20 protein-coding genes are annotated in these 19,611 nt (G+C 68.1%); 8 read left to right on the top strand and 12 right to left on the bottom strand.

The annotated features are described in order from the left end of the window. The 5 genes from NUV94_03805 to NUV94_03825 form a co-directional block, all read right to left on the bottom strand. Positions 1 to 527: ABC transporter substrate-binding protein (locus tag NUV94_03805; GenBank protein MCR4391908.1), on the bottom strand; the 527-nt coding region annotated here is incomplete at its 3' end. A 310-nt stretch (positions 528 to 837) separates the two neighbouring features. After that, positions 838 to 2,388 carry a DUF4384 domain-containing protein gene (locus NUV94_03810; GenBank protein ID MCR4391909.1) on the bottom strand — a complete coding sequence of 517 codons (1,551 nt, stop codon included), beginning with the start codon at positions 2,386 to 2,388 and terminating at the stop codon, positions 838 to 840. Between the two features lie 3 nt (positions 2,389 to 2,391). Further along, a complete protein-coding gene (locus NUV94_03815) occupies positions 2,392 to 3,054 on the bottom strand; it encodes a hypothetical protein (protein MCR4391910.1) in 663 nt (220 codons plus the stop codon). Further along, a complete protein-coding gene (locus NUV94_03820; GenBank protein ID MCR4391911.1) occupies positions 3,051 to 3,572 on the bottom strand; it encodes a glycogen-binding domain-containing protein in 522 nt (173 codons plus the stop codon). The genes NUV94_03815 and NUV94_03820 overlap by 4 nt, the downstream gene beginning before the upstream one ends. Next, positions 3,559 to 4,098, bottom strand: coding sequence for a sigma-70 family RNA polymerase sigma factor (locus NUV94_03825; protein MCR4391912.1), 540 nt, complete (start codon positions 4,096 to 4,098; stop codon positions 3,559 to 3,561). Before NUV94_03825 ends, NUV94_03820 begins: the two co-directional genes overlap by 14 nt. Before the next feature lie 167 nt (positions 4,099 to 4,265). Between NUV94_03825 and NUV94_03830 the strand changes: the two genes are divergently transcribed. Continuing rightward, a complete protein-coding gene (locus NUV94_03830; GenBank protein ID MCR4391913.1) occupies positions 4,266 to 5,243 on the top strand; it encodes a PKD domain-containing protein in 978 nt (325 codons plus the stop codon). A gap of 2 nt (positions 5,244 to 5,245) precedes the next feature. On the opposite strand, the gene lnt is transcribed toward NUV94_03830, so the two are convergent. Beyond that, entirely contained in the window at positions 5,246 to 6,718 is a 1,473-nt protein-coding gene (gene lnt / locus NUV94_03835) for an apolipoprotein N-acyltransferase (GenBank protein ID MCR4391914.1), read from the bottom strand. A 132-nt stretch (positions 6,719 to 6,850) separates the two neighbouring features. On the opposite strand from lnt, the gene lgt reads away from it, so the two are divergent. Both lgt and alaS read left to right on the top strand, forming a co-directional pair. Next, complete coding sequence (gene lgt / locus NUV94_03840; GenBank protein ID MCR4391915.1) at positions 6,851 to 7,621, top strand: prolipoprotein diacylglyceryl transferase; 771 nt, start codon at positions 6,851 to 6,853, stop codon at positions 7,619 to 7,621. 82 nt (positions 7,622 to 7,703) lie between these two features. Continuing rightward, positions 7,704 to 10,310 (top strand): alanine--tRNA ligase, encoded by a 2,607-nt coding sequence (alaS, locus tag NUV94_03845; protein ID MCR4391916.1) that lies wholly within the window; start codon positions 7,704 to 7,706, stop codon positions 10,308 to 10,310. Here the strand turns inward: alaS and dnaN are convergent. Genes dnaN through lspA form a run of 3 tightly spaced genes read right to left on the bottom strand, consistent with a single transcriptional unit; the run spans position 10,297 to position 12,508 of the window. Further along, positions 10,297 to 11,436, bottom strand: a complete 1,140-nt coding sequence (gene dnaN, locus NUV94_03850; protein ID MCR4391917.1) for a DNA polymerase III subunit beta — start codon at positions 11,434 to 11,436, stop codon at positions 10,297 to 10,299. The genes alaS and dnaN overlap by 14 nt on opposite strands. Further along, entirely contained in the window at positions 11,394 to 12,062 is a 669-nt protein-coding gene (gene tmk, locus NUV94_03855; protein ID MCR4391918.1) for a dTMP kinase, read from the bottom strand. Before tmk ends, dnaN begins: the two co-directional genes overlap by 43 nt. Further along, positions 12,059 to 12,508, bottom strand: coding sequence for a signal peptidase II (gene lspA / locus NUV94_03860; protein MCR4391919.1), 450 nt, complete (start codon positions 12,506 to 12,508; stop codon positions 12,059 to 12,061). Before lspA ends, tmk begins: the two co-directional genes overlap by 4 nt. 114 nt (positions 12,509 to 12,622) lie before the next feature. Between lspA and NUV94_03865 the strand changes: the two genes are divergently transcribed. Genes NUV94_03865 through lepB form a run of 3 tightly spaced genes read left to right on the top strand, consistent with a single transcriptional unit; the run spans position 12,623 to position 14,428 of the window. Then, entirely contained in the window at positions 12,623 to 13,186 is a 564-nt protein-coding gene (locus NUV94_03865; GenBank protein ID MCR4391920.1) for an RNA methyltransferase, read from the top strand. Continuing rightward, positions 13,170 to 13,508 carry a 50S ribosomal protein L19 gene (rplS, locus tag NUV94_03870; protein MCR4391921.1) on the top strand — a complete coding sequence of 113 codons (339 nt, stop codon included), beginning with the start codon at positions 13,170 to 13,172 and terminating at the stop codon, positions 13,506 to 13,508. The genes NUV94_03865 and rplS overlap by 17 nt, the downstream gene beginning before the upstream one ends. Then, positions 13,505 to 14,428, top strand: coding sequence for a signal peptidase I (gene lepB / locus NUV94_03875; GenBank protein MCR4391922.1), 924 nt, complete (start codon positions 13,505 to 13,507; stop codon positions 14,426 to 14,428). Before rplS ends, lepB begins: the two co-directional genes overlap by 4 nt. Here lepB and NUV94_03880 read toward each other — a convergent pair. Then, positions 14,425 to 15,009: a sulfite oxidase-like oxidoreductase gene (locus NUV94_03880; GenBank protein ID MCR4391923.1), complete on the bottom strand. Its 585-nt coding sequence runs from the start codon at positions 15,007 to 15,009 to the stop codon at positions 14,425 to 14,427. The genes lepB and NUV94_03880 overlap by 4 nt on opposite strands. A 104-nt stretch (positions 15,010 to 15,113) precedes the next feature. On the opposite strand from NUV94_03880, the gene orn reads away from it, so the two are divergent. Then, complete coding sequence (gene orn / locus NUV94_03885) at positions 15,114 to 15,671, top strand: oligoribonuclease (GenBank protein MCR4391924.1); 558 nt, start codon at positions 15,114 to 15,116, stop codon at positions 15,669 to 15,671. A 45-nt stretch (positions 15,672 to 15,716) separates the two neighbouring features. Here the strand turns inward: orn and NUV94_03890 are convergent, their stop codons facing one another. Further along, positions 15,717 to 16,493, bottom strand: coding sequence for a serine/threonine protein phosphatase (locus NUV94_03890; protein ID MCR4391925.1), 777 nt, complete (start codon positions 16,491 to 16,493; stop codon positions 15,717 to 15,719). 145 nt (positions 16,494 to 16,638) lie between these two features. Between NUV94_03890 and NUV94_03895 the strand changes: the two genes are divergently transcribed. Then, positions 16,639 to 18,201, top strand: a complete 1,563-nt coding sequence (locus NUV94_03895; GenBank protein MCR4391926.1) for an FGGY-family carbohydrate kinase — start codon at positions 16,639 to 16,641, stop codon at positions 18,199 to 18,201. Here NUV94_03895 and NUV94_03900 read toward each other — a convergent pair. Then, positions 18,183 to 19,601, bottom strand: a complete 1,419-nt coding sequence (locus NUV94_03900) for an L-fucose/L-arabinose isomerase family protein (GenBank protein MCR4391927.1) — start codon at positions 19,599 to 19,601, stop codon at positions 18,183 to 18,185. The genes NUV94_03895 and NUV94_03900 overlap by 19 nt on opposite strands. Between the last annotated feature and the right edge of the window lie 10 nt (positions 19,602 to 19,611).

Genomic DNA, 19,611 nt, shown 5'->3' on the forward strand with positions numbered 1-19,611 from the left:
GCCAAGCCGATGCGTCCGGTCGGGCTGGCATAGAACAGGTTGGGCTCCTTGTAGACGATGGTGAAGTTCTTGTCGTCCCGAACCTTGATCTCCTCGATGATCGCCGAGAACGTTCGGAACGTCACCGGGATCAACGGGTGGTTCTGGACCTCAAGGGTGAACAGGACATCGGCGGTGGTGATGGGGACCCCGTCCGACCAGAAGGCCTCATCGCGGATCGTCCAGTCCACTTCCTGGCGCACGAAGTTCCCCGCCGCGTCGCGGACGATCCGAAGACGGCCGTTGGCCTCGCTGGGGACCTCCGTGGCCAGCCCGGGCAGAAGGTTCCCTTCGGTGTCGAAATAGGTGAGGCCGATGAAGAACAAGGCCATCACGTTCTCTTTCGTGTCGGCTGCACCCTCCCACGGATTGAGCTGGTCCGGTTCCTGGGTTGTCCCAATGACGATGTTGTTCTGGTCTGGCCCACCCCATACAATCGCTCCCACCAGAACAATCAACAGAAATGCCATTCCAACCTTGTGCACCATCGAACACCTCCTTGCATCAAACACGCTGGTTGAGACGCCTCATCCAAATGGAGGTTGCCAGGTGCCTCCCTTCCCACCCCCTTGCGCTCCGAGGACATGGCCCAGCTCGGGGCCGGAGTCAACGCTGGGGGGCATTATACGTGGTTCCCGGCGGGAAGTGAAGAGCTCTGCCTCTAGCCTGTGTGGGAAACCGGGAACCTCCGCCCCGGGGCTTCCTCATCGTCTTCATTCTCAACGCGAGTGGACCTGGGCCGAAAAAAGCCCGGCCCATTCGGGCCGGGCCCCGTCCGTCAACCGAAGAACCCCTGGCTTAGGGGCCCTCCAGGGCCCCGATCGTGGTCTGCCACCACACGATCCTGACCACGTCCGTATAGGAGATCGGCATCCCGATCCGGAAGTTCAGGCTGGGCACCAACGCCCCGGTGTACCCCTCCGGCACCCCCACCACGAGCGGGTTGGTGGGTGGGCTGACCATAAACTCTCGCAGCCGCACGAATCCCGACGAGCGGTCGAGGTTCCCATCGCCGTCCATGTCCAGGCGCAGGTCCATGTAGATGGACGTGGCCCCGGTGACCTGGAACGCGTACGTCACTCGGTTCGATACCACCGAGCCCTCGAACACCAGGCGCCACCCCTCGGTGGTGGGCTCAGGGATCAGCCCAAGCGGGGATGGACCGGCCTCGGTGGACACCCCCACGAACTGGCCGTCGGTGCGGAGCTCGATCCGGTAAGCGTGCGGGGTGGTCCAAGTGGACGCCCCGTTCACGGTGATCCGCCAGGTGTCGGTGCCCCACACGTAGATCCCGGGGATCCCGAACATGGGGGGCATCCCGGGGATCCCGGTCCACACCACCGTCACCGGCCGCGTGGTCTGCCCGGTGGCGCCCATGTTGTCCATCACGTACAGGGTCACGTTGTAGGTGCCGGGCAGGGTGTAGGTCCACGTCACGACTGCCCCCGTCCGGTCCACCACCCCGTCCCCGTTCAGGTCCCACTGGTAGGCGATGATGGACCCATCGGGGTCATAGGACCCGGTGCCGTTGAACGTCACCGATGTCCCCGGAAGCGGGGTCGGAGGCGTGTAGGTGAACTGGGCCACCGGCGGCTGGTTTACCGCGAAGGGGGTCAGGGCCACATCGAGGGTGCGGGTCCGCCCAGCGATGATGAACACCCGGACCGAGTGGTCCTGGTACCCGGACTTGCGGATGAGGACATCGTGGAACCCGGCAGTGAGGTTGAGGGTCCGCGGCGTCCACCCCCGGAACACCCCATCCACGTACAGACGGGCCAGGGAAGGCGTGGTGTTCACCACAAGCGTCCCATAGCCGGGGGCCACCCCCGACACGATCTCAAAGCTCGTGAAGTCGAACGCTCGCTCCGCCGGCTCCGGCACCAGCCCCTGGATCTGCACCTGGAACTGGAGCGGGTCTGGGCTCAGGATCGGGAACGGGATCTCCACCGAGAACCCGCCGAAGATCCCCGGGATGGGCTGGGTTACAGCCATGATCTGCAGCCACTCCGTGCCTGTGGGCGGATCCACCCTCCATCGGAACGTGCCCGGCCGGGGCAACGTGTGCCGGCCGGCCGGGAAGTAGTTCTGCTGGTCGTACTGGTTGGGGAAGATCTGCTGCACTCGGCCGTCGGGCAGGATGTCCCAGATGTAGATGTACGCGGCCTTGTTCACCTCGAAGTTGACCTGAACGTACTCGCCGATCGCATACGCCGGCTTGTCCACCCAAATCCGTACCGTAAGCCCTTCCGGCGTCGGGGGCTCGATGATGATCCCCTTCGGCTCCACCTGGCCCAAGCCGGTGGCGGCCAGGGCCAGCACCAATGCCACGATCCATGCCATCTTCTTCATGCACTACCTCCTTTCCGGTTGCAACACGCGCTCCATGATCTGCGCCAAGACTGGCGCCCTAACCGCCGCCAAAAGAGCGTCGATTTCCGGGGCCAACGGCGTGCCCGTCCGCGCGAGCTTCCCGAGCTCGCTTTGGACAAACAAAAGCATCCCATCGTAATCCGTAAAACTCCCCGACACCCCGGTGATGAAGTCCCCGAGGATGCGGGCCACCTCCATCCTGAGCGCGGGGCTGTATGCACCGAGGACGACGAAGGTGGCCGCGCCCAGCCGGGCCCGCAACTGGAGCTCGGAGGCGACGTAGTCCCACCGCTGCGTCTGCATCCCCTTGGCGATCGCTTTGGATGCGGTGACCAGAAGATGATCCATGACCACACCCTGCTGGAGGACCGGGATGAGGATCTGGGTGAGCTGGATGGCGACCTCTACAGGCACCGTGGCCAACGCTTCGAAGAACGGCTTGGCCACGCGGGGATCAACCGTGCCCTGAGCGAACGCGCCCGGCAGGATGCCGAGCCACGATGCCTTCACCTCGGGCGGCAGGCTCGACCGCTCTAGCCAGTCCAGCACCTGGGCCGGGGAAACCTGTTCCACGATGAGCGGGACCTGGGCCTGGGCGATGGCCCACGCCCCTACCACGAGGACCGCCACCACGCGACGGATCACGAGCCCCCCCCGATGTACCGCACCGAGGCGTACTCGCCGAAGCTGCGGACGTACTCGTCGGCCAAGGGGTCCTGGCCGATCCACCGCCCGTCCACGACGAACGCGTACTCGTACCGCCCGGGAGGAAGGGCGATGGTCGCGGTCCAGATACCGTCGCCATCCGGATCGGCCAGGGGCACCGGCTGCCAGGCGGAGAAGTCCCCGACCACGGCCACCATCCGGGCGCCGGGGACGGCCACCGCGAACAGGCTGCCCCCGTGGGCAAGAAGGGGGGACGGACCCGGCGCCGATAGGCGCCCGATGACGAACCCGATGGCCAACACGGCCACACCGCACCCGGCAAGGGCCCACCGCCACCGCGCCCGGGCGAGCCGGGCCCAAAATGGACGCCGATCCGGGCGGGCAGCGAGTTCGGCCATGACCCGGGCCTCCATCCCCGCCAGGCGGGGCAGCCCCGCTTCCACTTCTTGGGCGATGGCATTCCGAATGCGCTCGTCCAGTTCGTCAAACGGCATCATGGATCACCCCCCGTTCCGCGAGCTCGGCCCGTACCAGGGCCCGCGCCCGGTGCAGGCGCGTCTTCACCGTCCCCAGCCGGAGGCCGAGGGTCTCGGCGATCTCCTCCAGAGAAAGCTCGTGCCAGTACCGCAGCACGAGCGGGGCCCGGTACGCCTCCGGGAGCCCCCACACCGCCTCCCGAACCGCGGCCTCCATGTCTTCCCGCCACACCATGTGCGCTGGGTCCTCGGCCCAAATGGCCTTGGGCATGGGATCACGCCGGCGCCGCCGGAGCGCGTTCTTGGCCACGTTGGCGGTGACGGCGAACAGCCAAGTGGAGAACTTGCGCGAAAGATCGTACCGATCCAGGCGCTGGTAGGCGCGGATGAACGCGTCCTGAACCACGTCCTCGGCGTCGGCCCGGTTGCGGACGATGGCCATGGCCACCCCGAATGCCGCGTTCTTGTACCGGCTCACGATCTCCCCCCACGCCTCCAGGTCCCCGTTCAGGCTACGTTGGATGAGCACCAGCTCTCCTTCGGACACCTGGCCTCCTTCCGCGGGAATATACACCGTGCCGGAAGGGAGGGTTTCGGGCGGGACACGTGTCCGCCGGCCGACGGACGGAACCGCTGAGCGGAGTTCGCTGTATTCCTCTGGGGTACGCGTGAGTCGGGCTACGCTCGGGCCAGTTGAAGCACAAGGAGGTCGGTATGCGCAGTGTCGGCAAGGTAGCGGTGTTGGTCCTTCTCGGGCTGGGGCTTTCCGGGTGCGCGTGGCTGTTCACCCCGCTCCAGGCGGTGCTCACGGCGACGCCTACGTCCGGCGTGGCCCCTCTGAGCGTGACCTTCAGCGCGGCCGGCTCGACCGGAACGATCGTTTCCTTCACCCTGGACTTCGAGACCGACGGGACCGTGGACTACACCGGCACGGACATCACCGTGGCCGTGGTCCATACCTACGACGCGCCCGGGACGTACACCGCCACCCTCACCGTGCAGGACGCCCGGGGCAGGACGAACGCGGCCACGGTGACGATCACTGTGACTGCTTCGCCCACGACGACGGTGAGCCTGGGGGCCATCCCCGCCAGCGGCCCCGCCCCCCTCGACGACGTGGACTTCTGGGTCACCATCAATGCCGCTCCCGGGAGGAGGATCGTCCACCTCAGACTGGAGTACGGCGACGGATCGCCGGATTTCGAGGCCACCGTGGACCTCGTGGCCTACAACGGCCTGCTCACCGGTCATTCCTACACCGATCCGGGGACCTATACCGCCACGCTAACCGCCACGGACGACGAGGCCCAGGCGACCTCGGCGTCGGTGATGATCACCGTGACCAGCCCGCCGCCGGAGATCACGTCGTTCAGCGTGTACGATGGCGTAAATCCGCCCGTCAAGTTCGACGATGTCGATCCCACACTGGCCATCACCGCTGGTCATACGGTCGACTTCGACTTCGCTGCCCAGGCGGCCGCGGGGAGGGAGATCGCCAAGTACACGCTTCTATGTCCGGGAAGCGACATCCCCTCCCTGACCGAAGAGGGACTGACCGGGAACACGCTGACCCGCAACGACTTGATGCGAACCTACGCCACGGCAGGCACGTACACGGCAACGCTGCAGGTGTGGGATGATGTCGGGAACTCCGACTTGGCCACCCTGACCATCGAGGTCACGGCCCCGTAGGATCAGCGCTCTATGACCGACCTCCGCGGCCCCGCCCGGCATGGGCGGGGCCGTTTCTTCGGGATGAACCCGAGGAGGGCGAGGGCCCCGGCGAGAGCGAGGGCCGGACCGTCCCCGACGCGGGCGTAGGGGGTGAGACCTGTGTACAGGGGCACCCGCAGCGTGAGCACCCCCTGCTCCCAGGGAGGCAACCGCCCGAGGTCCTTCCCCGAAGGTCCCCAGCCCCCGGTGAACCCGGTCTGGCCCGCTTGAACGAACGCCCGACCGGTCTCCGCCGCCCGGAGCGCCCCCAGGGCGTAGTGCTCCCACAGGATCCGGGTCCGGCCGAACCAGGCGTCGTTGGTGGGGGTGAGGAGCACTTCCGCCCCGCCGCGGGCCAGTTCCCGGCTGATCGCCGGAAATGTGGATTCGAAACAGATCATGACCCCGTAGGAGCCCACCGGGCGCACCCCCTCCCCGGGGGCCTGGTCGACGGGCAACAACCGGGCGAACAAGGGCCCCAGCCCCAGCCGGCGCCAGATCTCCCGCCCGGGCACGTACTCGCCGAACGGGACCAGGTGTGTCTTCGCGTACGTGCCCACCACCTCCCCAGCCGGGGAGAGGACGAGGATCGTGTTGTAGATGCGGCCGGACCGGAAATCGCCTGTCCCCACCAGGAGTGTGGCGTTCAGGCGCCGGGCCGCGTCTTGGAAGAGGGCAAGGTGCTCCGGCTCCTGACGCAGGAACGCAGGGAGCGCGTTCTCCGGGACCACCACCAGGTCCAGCGGGGGGGCGATCCCAGCGAGGAGCTCCCGGTACCGGGCCACGAGGTCCGGCAGGCGTTCCGGATCCAGCCGGTCCGCCTGGGGGATGTTCGGCTGGACCAAGGCCACGGTGAGCGCCCCCTGGGGCGGCAGGGCCGGGCTGGCCCAGGCCAGGGCGAGGAGGGCCAGCGGGCCAAGGGCGGTACCCGGGAGCCAGCGCCGCCGGCGCAGGCCCCGGGCGAGACACCCGGCCGTCCACGCCACCCCGAGGGACAGGAGCCACGGGCCGCCAAGGGCAGAAGCTGAGAGGAACGGGGTTCCGGACACCGCCGCCGGGAGCGAGCCAAACGTGAACCCCAGCGGTCCGGCAGCTCGGGCCACCTCGAGGAGCGTCCACGCCCCAGCCCACAGGAGGGGCGAGGCCCGGATCCCCCCCACACCAGCGAACACGACGGCGAACAGCGCCCCGTAGATGGCGAGCGCCCCACACACGAGGAACGCCACCCCACCCACGAACGGCCGCAGCGAGAGGAGCGAGGAGAACTCCAGGGCGAAGAACAGGACCCCAAAAGTCGCCCCCACCGCGGCCCCCCGCCGCACGCCGGCGCCGTCCACCGCCCAGAACAGGGGCACCAACGCGACCCACGCCAGCATCGCCATCCCGGGAAAGAACGCCGCCCACAACAGGCCAGCCGCGAGTGCCCCGGCCAGTACGCGAACGAAGAGGACCACAAGCCATTGTACCCGCTCGGACGAGGGCTTGGCTTCGGCGAGGCCTGGCAATGGCTTCGGGAACGTTACTTGAAAAGCACCTAAAGCGCTCCCTCCGACCAGATCCGGTATAATCCGGGCCAAGGGGGACCGATGCATCCGATCCTCGTGCGGTTGGGCCCAATCGAGATCCGTTACTACGGGCTGATGTACGTGATCGCCTTCGTCCTCGGCTACTTCATCATCCGTGCCGAGGCCCGGCGGAAAGGGCTGGTCACGTCGTCCGAGGACGTCCTGGACCTCTTCCTCATCACCATCCCCCTCGGGATCCTGTTCGCGAGGGCCTACTACGTGGCCTTCCAGTGGGAGCGGTACCGGTACGCCCTGTGGGAGATCCCCCAGGTGTGGCACGGGGGGCTGGCCATCCACGGGGGGCTCCTCGGCGGGGTGCTCGGCCTCCTGATCTTCTCCCGCTGGAAGCGGGTCGCGTTCTGGCGGCTCGCCGACGCATCGGTCCCCGCACTGGCCCTGGGCCAGGTGCTGGGCCGAATCGGCAACTTCCTGAACGGCGATGCCTTCGGCACCCCCACGGATCTCCCGTGGGGGGTGGTGTTCCCCCCCACGTCCATGGCTGGCCAGTTCTATCCCGGCCAGCCAGTGCACCCGGCGATGCTGTACGAGGCGGTGGGGGTGCTCCTGATCTTCGTCCTCCTGTGGCGGCTGCGGCGACGGCCGGCGCAGCCGGGGTTCCTGGCCGCGGTCTACTTCCTCGCCTACGGGGCGTTGCGGTTCGTGTGCGAGTACTTCCGCGGGGATGCCCTGATGCTCGGGCCGTGGCGGGCGGCCCAGGTGGCGAGCGTGCTGCTCGTCATCGGCTTCGCCAGCTGGCTCCTCGCCCGCAAGCTGTGGCGCCCGATCCGGTGACCGCAGAAGAGACCGCTCTCTCGGAGAGCGGCTTCTCTTTGCCCCGGGCTCCGGACAGGCCGGGACCAGGTACAATCCGAGCATGAATAGCCGGGACCTGCGCAGAGCCTACCTCGAGTACTTCCAAGGGCAGGGCCACGTGGTGCTGCCGTCGGCGGGCCTCGTCCCGACCGATCCCACCCTCCTCTTCACCTCGGCGGGGATGGTCCAGTTCAAGGACATCTTCTGGGGCAAGGTCCCCCCGCGGTATCCGCGCGTCGCCACGTGCCAAAAGTGCTTCCGCACCACGGACATCGAACGGGTGGGCACCACCGCCTACCACCACACGTTCTTCGAGATGCTCGGGAACTTCAGCTTCGGGGATTACTTCAAGGAGGGAGCGATCCAGCTCGCCTGGCGGTTCCTCACCCGGGAGCTCGGCCTTCCGGCGGAACGGCTGTGGGCCTCCGTGTACGAGGACGACGAAGAGGCGTTCGCCATCTGGAACGACGTGATCGGGATCCCTCGGGAGCGGATCGTGGCCCTCGGGAAGGACCACAACTGGTGGGGGCCGGTGGGGGACCGCGGCCCGTGCGGCCCGGACACCGAGATCTACTGGGACTGGGGCATTCCTCCCTGCGGCCCGGATTGCAAACCCTCCTGCGACTGTGGCCGGTTCTCCGAGATCTGGAACCTCGTGTTCATGCAGTACGACGCCGGAGCCGACGGAGCGCTCCGGGAGCTTGCGCGGAAGAACATCGACACCGGGATGGGCCTGGAGCGCATGACTGCCGTCCTCCAGGGTGTTCCCTCCAACTTCGACACCGACCTCTTCATGCCAATCGTCGAGACCATCCAGGATATGTCACCGATAAAATACCATCCGGACCAGCTCCCGTTCCACCGGAACGCTGTGGCTGACCATATTCGCGCTGTTACCTTCCTCATCGCCGACGGTGTGCTGCCAGACAGCGAAGATAGCCGTGGTTCGGTGTTGCGGAAGGTCTTTATCCGCCTCTTTACCTGTGCCGATGCGCTTCGGATCCCCTCGGACAAGGTGGTCCGCCTTGTGGATCCGGTTATGGAAACGCTGGGGGACGTGTATCCCGAAATCCGTGAGCGCAGAGAGCTGATAACGCGGGTAGTCTTGGCAGAAGCTGACACATACCAGCGGCGCTGGGACACATTGCGGCGGGTTGCGGCCGAGCTCCCCTCAGACTTGGACAAACTCTCCGGCGACATCATCTTCAAATGGTACGACACTCACGGCATCCCGAAGGACTTAATCCTCGCGTTTGCCTCAGAGCGAGGGCTCATCCTGGACTGGGAAGGGTTTGAGCGGGAGCTTGCGGCCCAGCGGGCCCGCTCCCGCACGGTCGTGTCCTACGACACCGTGGGCGTGACCGGCGAAGAGGCGGTGGTGAGCCGCTCTTCCAGGTTCTTGGGCTACACAACCCTCGCGGCCGAGACTTCCCTCGATGTGATCCTCACCCGTGAGGGAAGGACGCTGCCCGCGGCTGGGCCTGAAGCTCAGGCGCTCTTTGTCTTCCCGGAGACCCCGTTCTACGCCGAGGCCGGGGGCCAGATCGCCGACACCGGCTGGATCGAGAACCTGGACCGACCCGGAAAAGCAGAGGTCCACAATGTACAAAGAACGCGGCACGGGACCCTCCATTACGTGCGGGTCACGGAAGGGGAGTTCAGTCCGGGCGATCGGTGCCGGCTCGTGGTGGACGAGGCCCGGCGGCGGGCCGTGCAGCGCGCCCACACCGCCACCCACCTCCTCCATGCCGCCCTGCGGCGCGTGCTCGGGGAGCACGTGATCCAGGCCGGGTCCTGGGTGGGACCGGAGGAGCTGCGGTTCGACTTCACCCACTTCGCCCCTCTCGCGCCGGACGAACTCGCCCAGGTGGAGGAGCTCGCGTTCGCTCCGGTGCTTCAGGACTTGACGGTCCAGGTCCAGGAGCTGCCCTTGGACGAGGCCAAGGCCCGGGGGGCGATCGCCCACTTCGAGGAGGAGTACCGGGGCAAGGACCGGGTGCGGGTGGTGGAGGTCCCCGGGGTCTCGCTGGAGCTGTGCGGGGGCACCCATGTCCGACGGACCGGGGAGATCGGGCTCATCGTTCTCCTCTCGGAAGAAGCTGTGGCCGCGGGCACGCGGCGCCTGCGGGCGCTGGTTGGGGAGGCGGCGCGGCGCTACTGCGCCGGCTTGCGCCAGGAACGGCTCCGGCTCTCCGGTCTCCTCGGGGTGCCGGAAGGGGGGCTCGCTCAGGGCATCCAGAGGGTCCTGGACGAGGTCCAGGCCCGGCGCCGGCGCGTGGAGGCACTGGAGGAGGAACTCGCCTCCCTGCGCGCCCGGGAGCTCGTGGGCCGTGCCGAGGACGCGGATGGGGTGAAGCTCCTCGGGGCGGTGGTGGAGGGAGGGGCCGAGGAGGTCAAGCGCCTGGCGGACACCTTGGCGGAGCGGCTCGGCCGGTGCGCGGTGGTGCTGGGGTCACGCCACGAGGGGCGGGGGCTCCTCGTGGCCAAGGTCGTGGACGAACCGCGGCTCGCCGCGGGGGACCTGGTGCGGATCGCGGCGGAAGTGTTGGGGGGCAAGGGCGGGGGACGGCCCACGTTCGCCCAAGGGGGAGGTCCCCGCGCCGAGCACCTGCCTCAAGCCATCGAGAAGGCGCTGGCGGCCGCGCGTAGCCGGCTCACAAGAGCCTGACCGGCATGCACACGTAGATGAACCCCTCGTCTCCGGGGGCGATCTCCCCGGAGGGCTCAAGGAGCCCGGCCCGTTCCGGGGCCGAAAGCCACAGCACCGCCTGCCCTGAGTCCATGCGCCGCACGGCGTCGATCAGGTACTCGGCCTTGAACGCGATCTCGATGCTCTTCGGCGCCGGCTTCACCAGCTCCACGAACTCGTGCCCCTCCCCCTTGTCCTTGGACGCGCTGGACACCTCGAGGATGGTCCCCTGGGCAGTGGCCTTCAGGGTCACCGCCCCGGACTCCTCGGCGGAGGTGATCTCCATGCGTCGCAGGGTTTCCAGGAACGGCTCCCGGGGGAGGTGCAGGCCGATCTCGTTGTCCCGGGGGATGACCCGCTCGAAGTCGGGAAACTGCTCCTGGATGAGGCGGGAGGAGAACAGCACCGGACCGGCCTCGAAGTGAAGTTGGCCGCCCTCGGCGTAGATGGACACGGCGTCGGCGGTCACCCCGGACAACACCCGGTGGAGGTCGGTGAGGATGGCCGCGTCCACCAGGAACGCGGCCTCGTGGCCCTCGGGCAGCCCATCCACCGGCACCCGCTTGATCGCCAGGCGATACCCGTTGGTCGCGGCGAACTTGACCGCCCCGTCCCGCAGCACCAGGTCCACCCCGGTGAGGGCAAGCCGGGTGGTCTCCGAGGCGCGCAGGGCGGCGAACGCGGTCTGGGCGATGCACTGGAGCAGGGCGGGCAGGCTCAACCGACACAGGGGCGCGGTGGCCGGCCGGGTCACCTCGGGGAACTCGTCCGCCGGCAGGGTGAGGAGCTCGAAGCTCGCCTGCCCACAGCTGAGCCGGACCCGCCCGTCCGCTTCCTGGAGGTGGACAGGGTCCACCTCGGGCAACCGGGTCACCAGTTGGCTCAGCACCTGCCCAGGGAGGACCATCACCCCTTCCCCTTGGACCTGGGCCGCAGCCCGGCACTGAATGGCCCGCTCCAGATCGGTGGCCCCAAGCTCGATGCCGTCGGCAGTAGCATGGAAGCGGATGCCCCCGAGGATGGGCATCGAGGTACGCCCTCCCAGGGCATGACTGACGGTCCTTACCCCGAAAACGAGGTCCTCTCGCTGGCAGACGATCTCCATTTGCCCTCCTTGCCTGAGGGATCATATCCGGGCAGGGGGAGGTGGGCTAGGATCTCCGCGGAAACCCGATCCGGGGGCAAGGTGCCGTCGATCACGTACCCCCGGGGGATGGAGCGGATGAGCTCCAGGTACGCCACCCGGACCTGGGTGAAGAACGCGAGGCCCTCCCCCTCGAACCGGTCCCGCTCCCGGGTGCGCTCGTAGGCCACTTGGGGCGGGAGGTCCAAGAGAAACACGTAGTCCGGCTCCAACCCCCCGGTCGCCAGCTGATTGAGCCGCTGGATCAGCCCCAGGTCCACCCCTCGCCCCCGCCCCTGATAGGCGCAGGTGGAGAGCGTGTACCTAGAACACAGCACCCACTTCCCCGCGCCGAGCGCCGGCCGGATCACGTCCTCCACGTGCTCGTGCCGGTCGGCAACCATCAGGAACAGCTCGGTCAGAGGATGCATGCGCTGCACCGGATCGAGCAGGAGCTCGCGCAGCTTCTGCCCCAAGGGCGTGCCCCCCGGCTCGCGGGTGGTGAGCACGGGGACCCCCCGGGCGGTAAGGGCTTGGGCGAGGAGCTTGAGCTGGGTGGACTTCCCCGACGCGTCCGGCCCCTCCAGCACGATGAACAAGGGCTTCACCGCCTCCTCCATAGGATCCCCACCGCCAGCACCGCCGCCCCGAGCACGATTGCCGTGTCCGCCACGTTGAACACCGGCCAATGGGGGAGCTCCAGGAAGTCCAGCACATATCCCCAACGCAGGCGATCGATCACGTTGCCCACCGCCCCGGCCAACACCAACGCCCCCCCGAACCGGACGGCGCGCCCCCCCCACCGCCCGCTGACCAGGACGCCGAGGAGGGCCGCACTCACCCCGAGGGACACGGCGATGAACGCGGACTTGTGCTCGGGGAACAGGCCAAACGCCCCGCCCAGGTTGTGGGCCCGGGTCAGCCGGAGGAACGACCCAAGGAGGGGGCGGGACTGCCCCAGGACGAGGTGCTCCGTCGCCCAGGCCTTCGTCGCCTGATCCGCCGCCAGGACGAGGGCGGCGGTCACCAGCGGCCACGGTCCGGGAACATGCATGACGTTCCAGTCTACCGTGCCTCCCCCACGCGGGCAAAGGGACGCCCCACCGCGGAGCCTCCCCCTTCCTTGTCCTGGTCCGCCCCGCGGTTTACCCTTACCCACGGACGGACGATGCCAAACCTGTACATCGCGCTCTTGCATTTCCCGATGCGGGATCGTGCCGGGAACGTGGTGGCCACCGCCATCACCTCGATCGACGTCCCGGACATCGCCCGCACCGCGCGGACGTATGGGGTGATGCGGTTCTACGTGGTGACGCCGCTTGAGAGCCAACGCCGGATCGCGGCGCGGCTGCGGGAGTTCTGGCTCGCGGAGGAGACCGCCAATCGTCGGGAGGCGCTGGAGCCGGTGGCGATCCAGGAGGATCTCGAGGACTGTTACGCGGAGATCTCCCGCTTGGAGGGGCAGGCCCCAGCGGTGTGGGGCACGAGCGCCCGGGCCGGGCTTCCCTACCCCCAGCTCAGCTGGGAGGAGGCACGCCGGCTCCTGCGGGCGCGGCCGACCCTGATCCTGTTCGGCACCGGACACGGGATGGCCGAGGAGTTGCTGGCCGCGTGCGACGCGCTCCTGCCCCCCGTGCGGGCGGGGGCCGGGTACAATCACCTTTCGGTACGGGCTGCAGCGGCCATCATCCTAGATCGACTGAAAGGAGAGGATCATGACGGGGATGGATGACCTGATCCACGCGCTAGAAGCCGAACACAAGCGGGAGATACCGGAATTCCGGCCCGGGGACATCATCCGGTGTTACGAGCGGGTATCGGAGGGGGCCCGGGAGCGGCTCCAGCCGTTCGAGGGCGTGGTGCTCAAGATCTCCGGTTCCGGGACGCGAACGATGGTGACCGTACGCAAGGTGGCGGCCGGGGTGGGAGTGGAGCGCACCGTGCCCGTGTACTCCCCGAAGTTGGAGCGGATCGAGGTGGTCAAGCGCCACGGCATCCGCAAGGGCCGGCCGTACTGGCTGCGCCGGGTGGCCCGCATCCACAAGATCGGATGAGCTGGCGTTGGCCGTGGCAGAGACGGGGCCCGCCTAAGAAGGAGAAGAAGCCCCCGTGGATCGTCCGCCTCCTCCGGCGGCGTGGGGTGCACCTCTCCCCCCGCGCGGAGTGGGCCCTGGGGTGGGTCGAAACCATCGTCGAGGTCGGGGTCATCTTCTGGCTCACCATCACCTTCGTCACCGTGCGGATGACCGTGCCCACAGGGTCCATGAAGCCGACCATCGAAGAAGGGGACTCGTTCTTCGTGGACATCCTGTCCTACCATTTCCGCGACCCCACCCCGGGGAGCGTGATCGTGTTCTGGCACCTCGAGGAGTTGCGGATCACCGAAGTCCGGGCGGGGAGCGCGGCGGCCCAGGCCGGCCTCGAGCCCGGGGACTGGATCGTCGCCCCCGGGTACCCGACGATCGGCGTCGGCGGGGAGCCCGTGCCCTCGATGGTCACCCTGAACCGCCGCATCCAGGCCGCTCAGGGGACGACGCTCGCGTTCACCGTGCTCCGGGAGGCCCTCGGGCACAAAACCCTCACCGTGGCCGTGCCCCAGGGGGCAAAGGATCTTGACGATCTTGGGATCAAGGCCCGGGTCCGCAACGCCCGCTACGTGAAGCGCCTGATCGCCGTGGGGGGACAGACGGTGTGGATCGCCTCGGACGGCAAGGTGATGGTGGACGGCGTCCCTCTGGCCCGGATCGCCGACCGCACCTACTGGACCCATGGCCCGGGGATGCGGTACGGGGTGGAGCCGACCTTGGTGCCGCAGGACCACTACTTCGTGCTCGGCGACAACACCATGAACTCCTACGACTCCCGGTACTGGGGGTTCGTGCCGGTGGAGGACTTCATCGGGTGCCCGTTCTTCCGGGTGTGGCCGTTCCGGAGGTTCGGCCCGATGAACGGGTATTTCTGGTCCGCCCTCTAGGGGAGCGCGCGCCGCTTGCGGTACCGCTCTTCCCGCCACGGGTCGCCCACGTCGTGGTAGCCACGCTCCTCCCAGTACCCACGCCGAAACTCTGTCAGGAACTCCAGTGCCGTGAGGTACTTGGCGCTCTTCCACGCGTACAGGGAGGGGATCACCAGGCGCAGCGGGTGCCCATGCTCCAGCGGCAGCGCCGCCCCGTTCAAGCGGTAGGCGACGAGGCTTCCTGCGGCGAGGAAGTGGCCGTAGGGGATGTTGGTGGAGTAGCCCTCGCGGCCGTAGGCCATGACCCAGCGCACGTCGGAGGTGGGCCGGACGAGGTCGGCGAGGACGCGGGTGGACACCCCTTCCCACACGAGGTCCCGCACGCTCCAACCGGTCACGCAGTGGAAGTCCTGGGTCACCACCGTGTTGGGAAGCCGCAGGAGCTCCGCCCACGAGAGCTCGACCGGATGGGCCACGCTCCCGTACAGGCGGAGACGGAACCGGGCAAGGTCGGCAGGCGGCACCGGGCCGATGTCGAACGGGATAGGCCGGTCCACCCATCGCTGCCCAGGAGGCAGACGATCGTCCCCAGCCGCCATGGGCCAACCCTACCCGAATGGCGGTCCCCGCGCAACCCGGCAGCGGACCTAAGGGGAACGGAGTATCCTCGCCCCACCCGGGGAGGCCGGGGGAAAGGACGCGCATGCCGGAACGGCAAGACCCGAGCAATCTGGTGTGGATCGACCTCGAGACCACCGGGCTGGACCCGGAGACGTGTGCCATCCTGGAGATCGCCACCATCGTCACGGACAAGGACCTAAACGTGATCGCCCAGGGGCCGAACCTCGTGATCCATCAGCCGGAGCACGTGCTCGCGGGGCTGGACGATTGGGCCAGGCGGCAACACGAGGCGTCTGGGCTCCTGGCCGAGGTCCGGCGGTCGCGGGTCACCCTGACCGAGGCCGAGGAAGGGACGCTGGCGTCCGTGGCCGCGCATTGCCCACCCGGGGCGTGTCCCCTCGCCGGGAGCTCAGTGTGCTTCGACCGCCGGTTCCTCATCAAGCACATGCCTCGGCTCAACGCGCACCTCAATTACCGGCAGGTGGACGTGAGCACGGTGAAGGAGCTCGTCAAGCGGTGGTACCCGGACAAGGCGCTGCCGGAGGGCAAGGCGTCACGGCATCGGGCCCTGCCCGATATCCTCGATTCCATCGAGGAGCTCCGCTACTACCGGACGGTGGTGTTCCGCCCAAGCGTCTGAGCTCAGGCTTCCGATGCTCGGTGGCCTCTTCGGTGCGGTTGGGCGTCATAGCTCCACGAGCTCGAGGTCGCGGGCGTTGCGGATGGTCCGCCCCGGCCGGAGCACGGCCACCCGGCGCACGGTCCCGCCGTAGGCCCGGGAGGTGAACAAGGTCAGGCAGCGGTCCTGGAACAGGTGCGTGGGAGCGGACGGCTGGTGGGACCGCACCAGGGCCTTGAGCCCCAGCCGCCCGACCACTTCTGCGAAGTAGTCGCGGCCGAACGTGGGCCGGCCGAACGGGTCGGGACCAACGGCGTACCCCGGGGCATCCGCCCAGTCCCCCCATGTCATCTTCCGCCAGTCCGCCGACCCGAGCTCGATCCGGACGATGTCGTCGATGCGGGCTACATCGGGGAGCGCCCCGTGCACGGCGAGGACCCCACCGGGGTGGTAGGCAGCGAACGGGAGGAACGAGAGCATCCCCCCCAGGGTTCGTTCTTCCGCCGGCGAGAGAGCTTGCCAGAAGTCGGCGGGGGAAAACGGGGCCACCGCCCACGCCTCGTGGTTGCCCATGAGGAGGACGATCCGGTCCGGGTGGGCGGCCTTGGCCTCGAGGAGGAGGCGGAGGTTCCCGGCCGAGTCCGGGCCGCGGTCCACGTAGTCCCCGAGGAACACGAGCACGTGGTCCGGGGCCAGGAACCGGGCGAAGACGCGCTCGGTGGCCTCCCGGTCCCCGTGGGTATCGCCCACGAACACGGCGGTCCTGTCGGGGGGGAGGCACACCAGCCGCCCTTCCCGTTGGAACAGTTCCCGGAGTTCGGCGAAGAGCTTCGCTTCCGGCACAGGACAGACCCTACCCCACCCGATTTCCCACGGCAATACCCGAAGGCGGAGGTTGTGGTGGGATCCCGCTGATCGAGGCCCGCAAGCCATCCTGATTGGGTGGGACCATGGCGCTCGGCTAAGATCGCTTGGCACAGGGGGGAAGATGAAGGAGTACTTGCTCGGGGTTGACGTGGGCACCCAGGCGACCAAGGGCGTGCTGGTACGGCCGTCCGGTGAGGTGGTGGCCGTAGCCGCGGAGGAGTACGGGGTACTTCACCCCCAGCCGCTGTGGGCCGAGCAGTGGCCAGATGTGTGGTTACAAGCAGTATGCAATGTGATCCGCAGGCTGCTTGCGACGCCTGGGCTTTCCCCGCGGGCGGTGGCCGGGGTGTGCGTGAGCACCCTGTACGGCGGGAGCGGGATCCCCCTGGACGCCTACATGGAGCCGGTCCGGCCGTGCATCATCTGGATGGACCGGCGGGCCACGGCTGAGGTCGATTGGGTCCGAGAGCATGTGGATCTGGACGCCCTATTCCACGTCACCGGCAACTGGGTGGACAGCTACTTCGGGTACACCAAGCTCCTGTGGATCAAGCGCGTGGACCCCAAGCACTGGGCCCGGATCTCCCTGTTCCTCCCGCCCAATGCCTACATCAACTGGCGCCTCACCGGCCAGGTGGCGATCGACCACTCCTCGGCGGGGAACTTGGGGGGCCTCTACGACATTCGCGCACACCGCTGGTCGGAGGAGATGGCGCAAGCGCTGGGGATCCCCCTCGACCGCTTGCCCCAGCGGATCGTCCCCTCGGGGGAGGTGATCGGCGAGGTCACCAAGGAAGGGATGAAGGTTGCGGGGCTGGCCCCGGGGACGCCGGTGCTGGCCGGTGGGGTGGACGCCCCCACGGCCACCCTGGCCGCCGGGGCCCTTCACCGCGGGGACAACGTGGCGATGATGGGCACCTCCACGTGCTGGGGGGTGATCCACGCCGGCGAGGGGTTCGCGCGGGAGCTGGTGTCCATGCCCCACGTGGTGGAAGCGACCGAGAAGTTCTACACCTGGGGCGGATCGGCGACCTCCGGGGCCCTGGCCCGTTGGTTCCGGGACCAGTTGGGTCGGGACGAGGTCGCGCGCGGGACCGAGGTGGGGAAGGACCCCTATCAGCTCCTCGACGACCTGGCCCGGGCCGTTCCTCCCGGTTGCGAGGGGCTTCTGGCGTTGCCCTACTTCATGGGCGAGCGGGCGCCTCTGTGGGACCCGAGCGCGCGTGGCGCCTGGGTCGGGCTCACCCTGTCCCACACCAAGGGCCACCTGTTCCGGGCTCTCCTCGAGGCCACCGCGTTTGCCTTGCGCCACGCCATCGAGGTCGGAGAGGAGATCGGCCTTCCCTTGAGGGGGGAGACCGTGGTGGTGGGTGGGGTCGCGAAGTCCCCGCTGTGGCTGTCCATCATCGCCGACGTCACCGGCCGCGCCATCCGCACCCCGGCCACCGAGGGGATCGAGGCCCCGTTGGCCGATGCGTTTCTGGTCGGGCTGGCCACCGGGTTGGTGGACCGCTACGAACGGATCCAGGAGTGGGTGCGGTACAGCGAACCGGTGCTTCCCCACCCCGAGCGGCACGCCGTATACGACCGGTGGTACGCCCTGTACCACCGGCTGTATGAGGCCCTGCGCCCGTTGCTTCCCGAATTCGGCGGGTCCGCGGGGGATCAGGCGAACACCCGGTAGGGGATCCCCAGCATCTTGGCCACCCACACGAGTTCGTCGGTCCAGTCGCCGTACACGCCGTGGATGTGGTTGGAGTCGTACTCGGCGAGGAGCTCGTCGGGGCCCACCGCGAGGCGGGCGAAGGCGTGGGGCCACTCCGCTTGGGTCGCCGCCGCCTTGCGCTCGGCTTCTTCGCGGGGTAGATCGATGAACTCCCCGGGCAGGATCGCCAGCCAGTATTGACCGTTCCTGCGGGCCAGGCGGGCCAATGTCACCTTCCCCGGGGTGGCGATGTGGCGGACCGACGCCCCCCCGGCCGGGAAGTAGAACCCCTGGGGATGAAACTCTACCCTGGGGAGGTTGTCGTGCGGGTCGCAGGAGCGGCCGGCAAAGTAGGTGGGGTGGGTCCCGGAGTTGCACAGGTCGAAGATCCCGAGCTCCTCGTCGTAGTGGCGGAGGTCGGCGAACAGGACCGGCTCGCCGGTGATGTGCTTCAGGATCTCCATGGTGAGCGCCCCGTCCATGTCCGCCTCGGTGGCGGCCACGGTGGGCTCCTTGGCCCCGTTCCAATCGTAGGGGTCGTTGAGGAACGCCTCGGCCACGTCCATGGTCACGAAGTGGTCGGTGAGCTCAGGCTGGCTCTTGATCCCGAGGAAGTCGAGGTTCATCGCCCTGGCCATCTCCCGGACGGCGATGTAGCTCCGGATCTGGAGCTTGAGTTTCGCCGGGGTGAGCTGTTTTCCGTCGTAGCGGATCTTCCCCACCTTGGCGGAGAGCCACTGGAACGCGTGTTCCACTTCCTCGTCCGGAGCTTCCGCAGCGCGGCGGACGATCTGCCACTGGTCGATGTGCTCCACGTCCACCCCGAACAAGCTCATCCACTGATCCGGGTTGGCCACTGCAGTGTACATGCCCATGGGCCGGCCGCCGAACAGGCCGAACGTCTCGCCCTTAAGACGATGGAGCGCGGATCCAGCACGGATGAACGCGAGGACCTTGCGCAGGACCTTGGGGTCGCGGATGTCCCCGAATAGACGCCCGTGAAAAGTGCCGATTTGGTCTAAAGCTCCTGCGGCGGCGAGCATCCCCACCATCCCTGGGTAGCGGGGGTTGATGTTGGAGAAGAGGAGGAATGGCCCGGGGGCGAATCGGCAGGCCACTGCAGCGAGGTGAGGGAAGCTCCACACGGCGAAGTTGAAGACGGTGACTTCACAGCCCTCGTGGGCCAGGCGCACGGCCTCGTTCCGGGCGAGCTCCGCGGTCCAGATGATCTCCCGGCCAACCACGGGGTCCACTTCACCGCTGGCTTGGAGGGCTTGAGCCAACCGTTCTTGAAACTGCCGGTTGACCGGTTCGACCTCGTGGTAAACCGATTCCCTCCCATCCGAGAACGTGAGAATCCCTACCCTCCCCTTCTTCATGTTGGCCTCC

The sequence above is a fragment of the Candidatus Acetothermia bacterium genome, assembly GCA_024653305.1.
Taxonomy (GTDB): domain Bacteria; phylum Bipolaricaulota; class Bipolaricaulia; order Bipolaricaulales; family Bipolaricaulaceae; genus JACIWI01.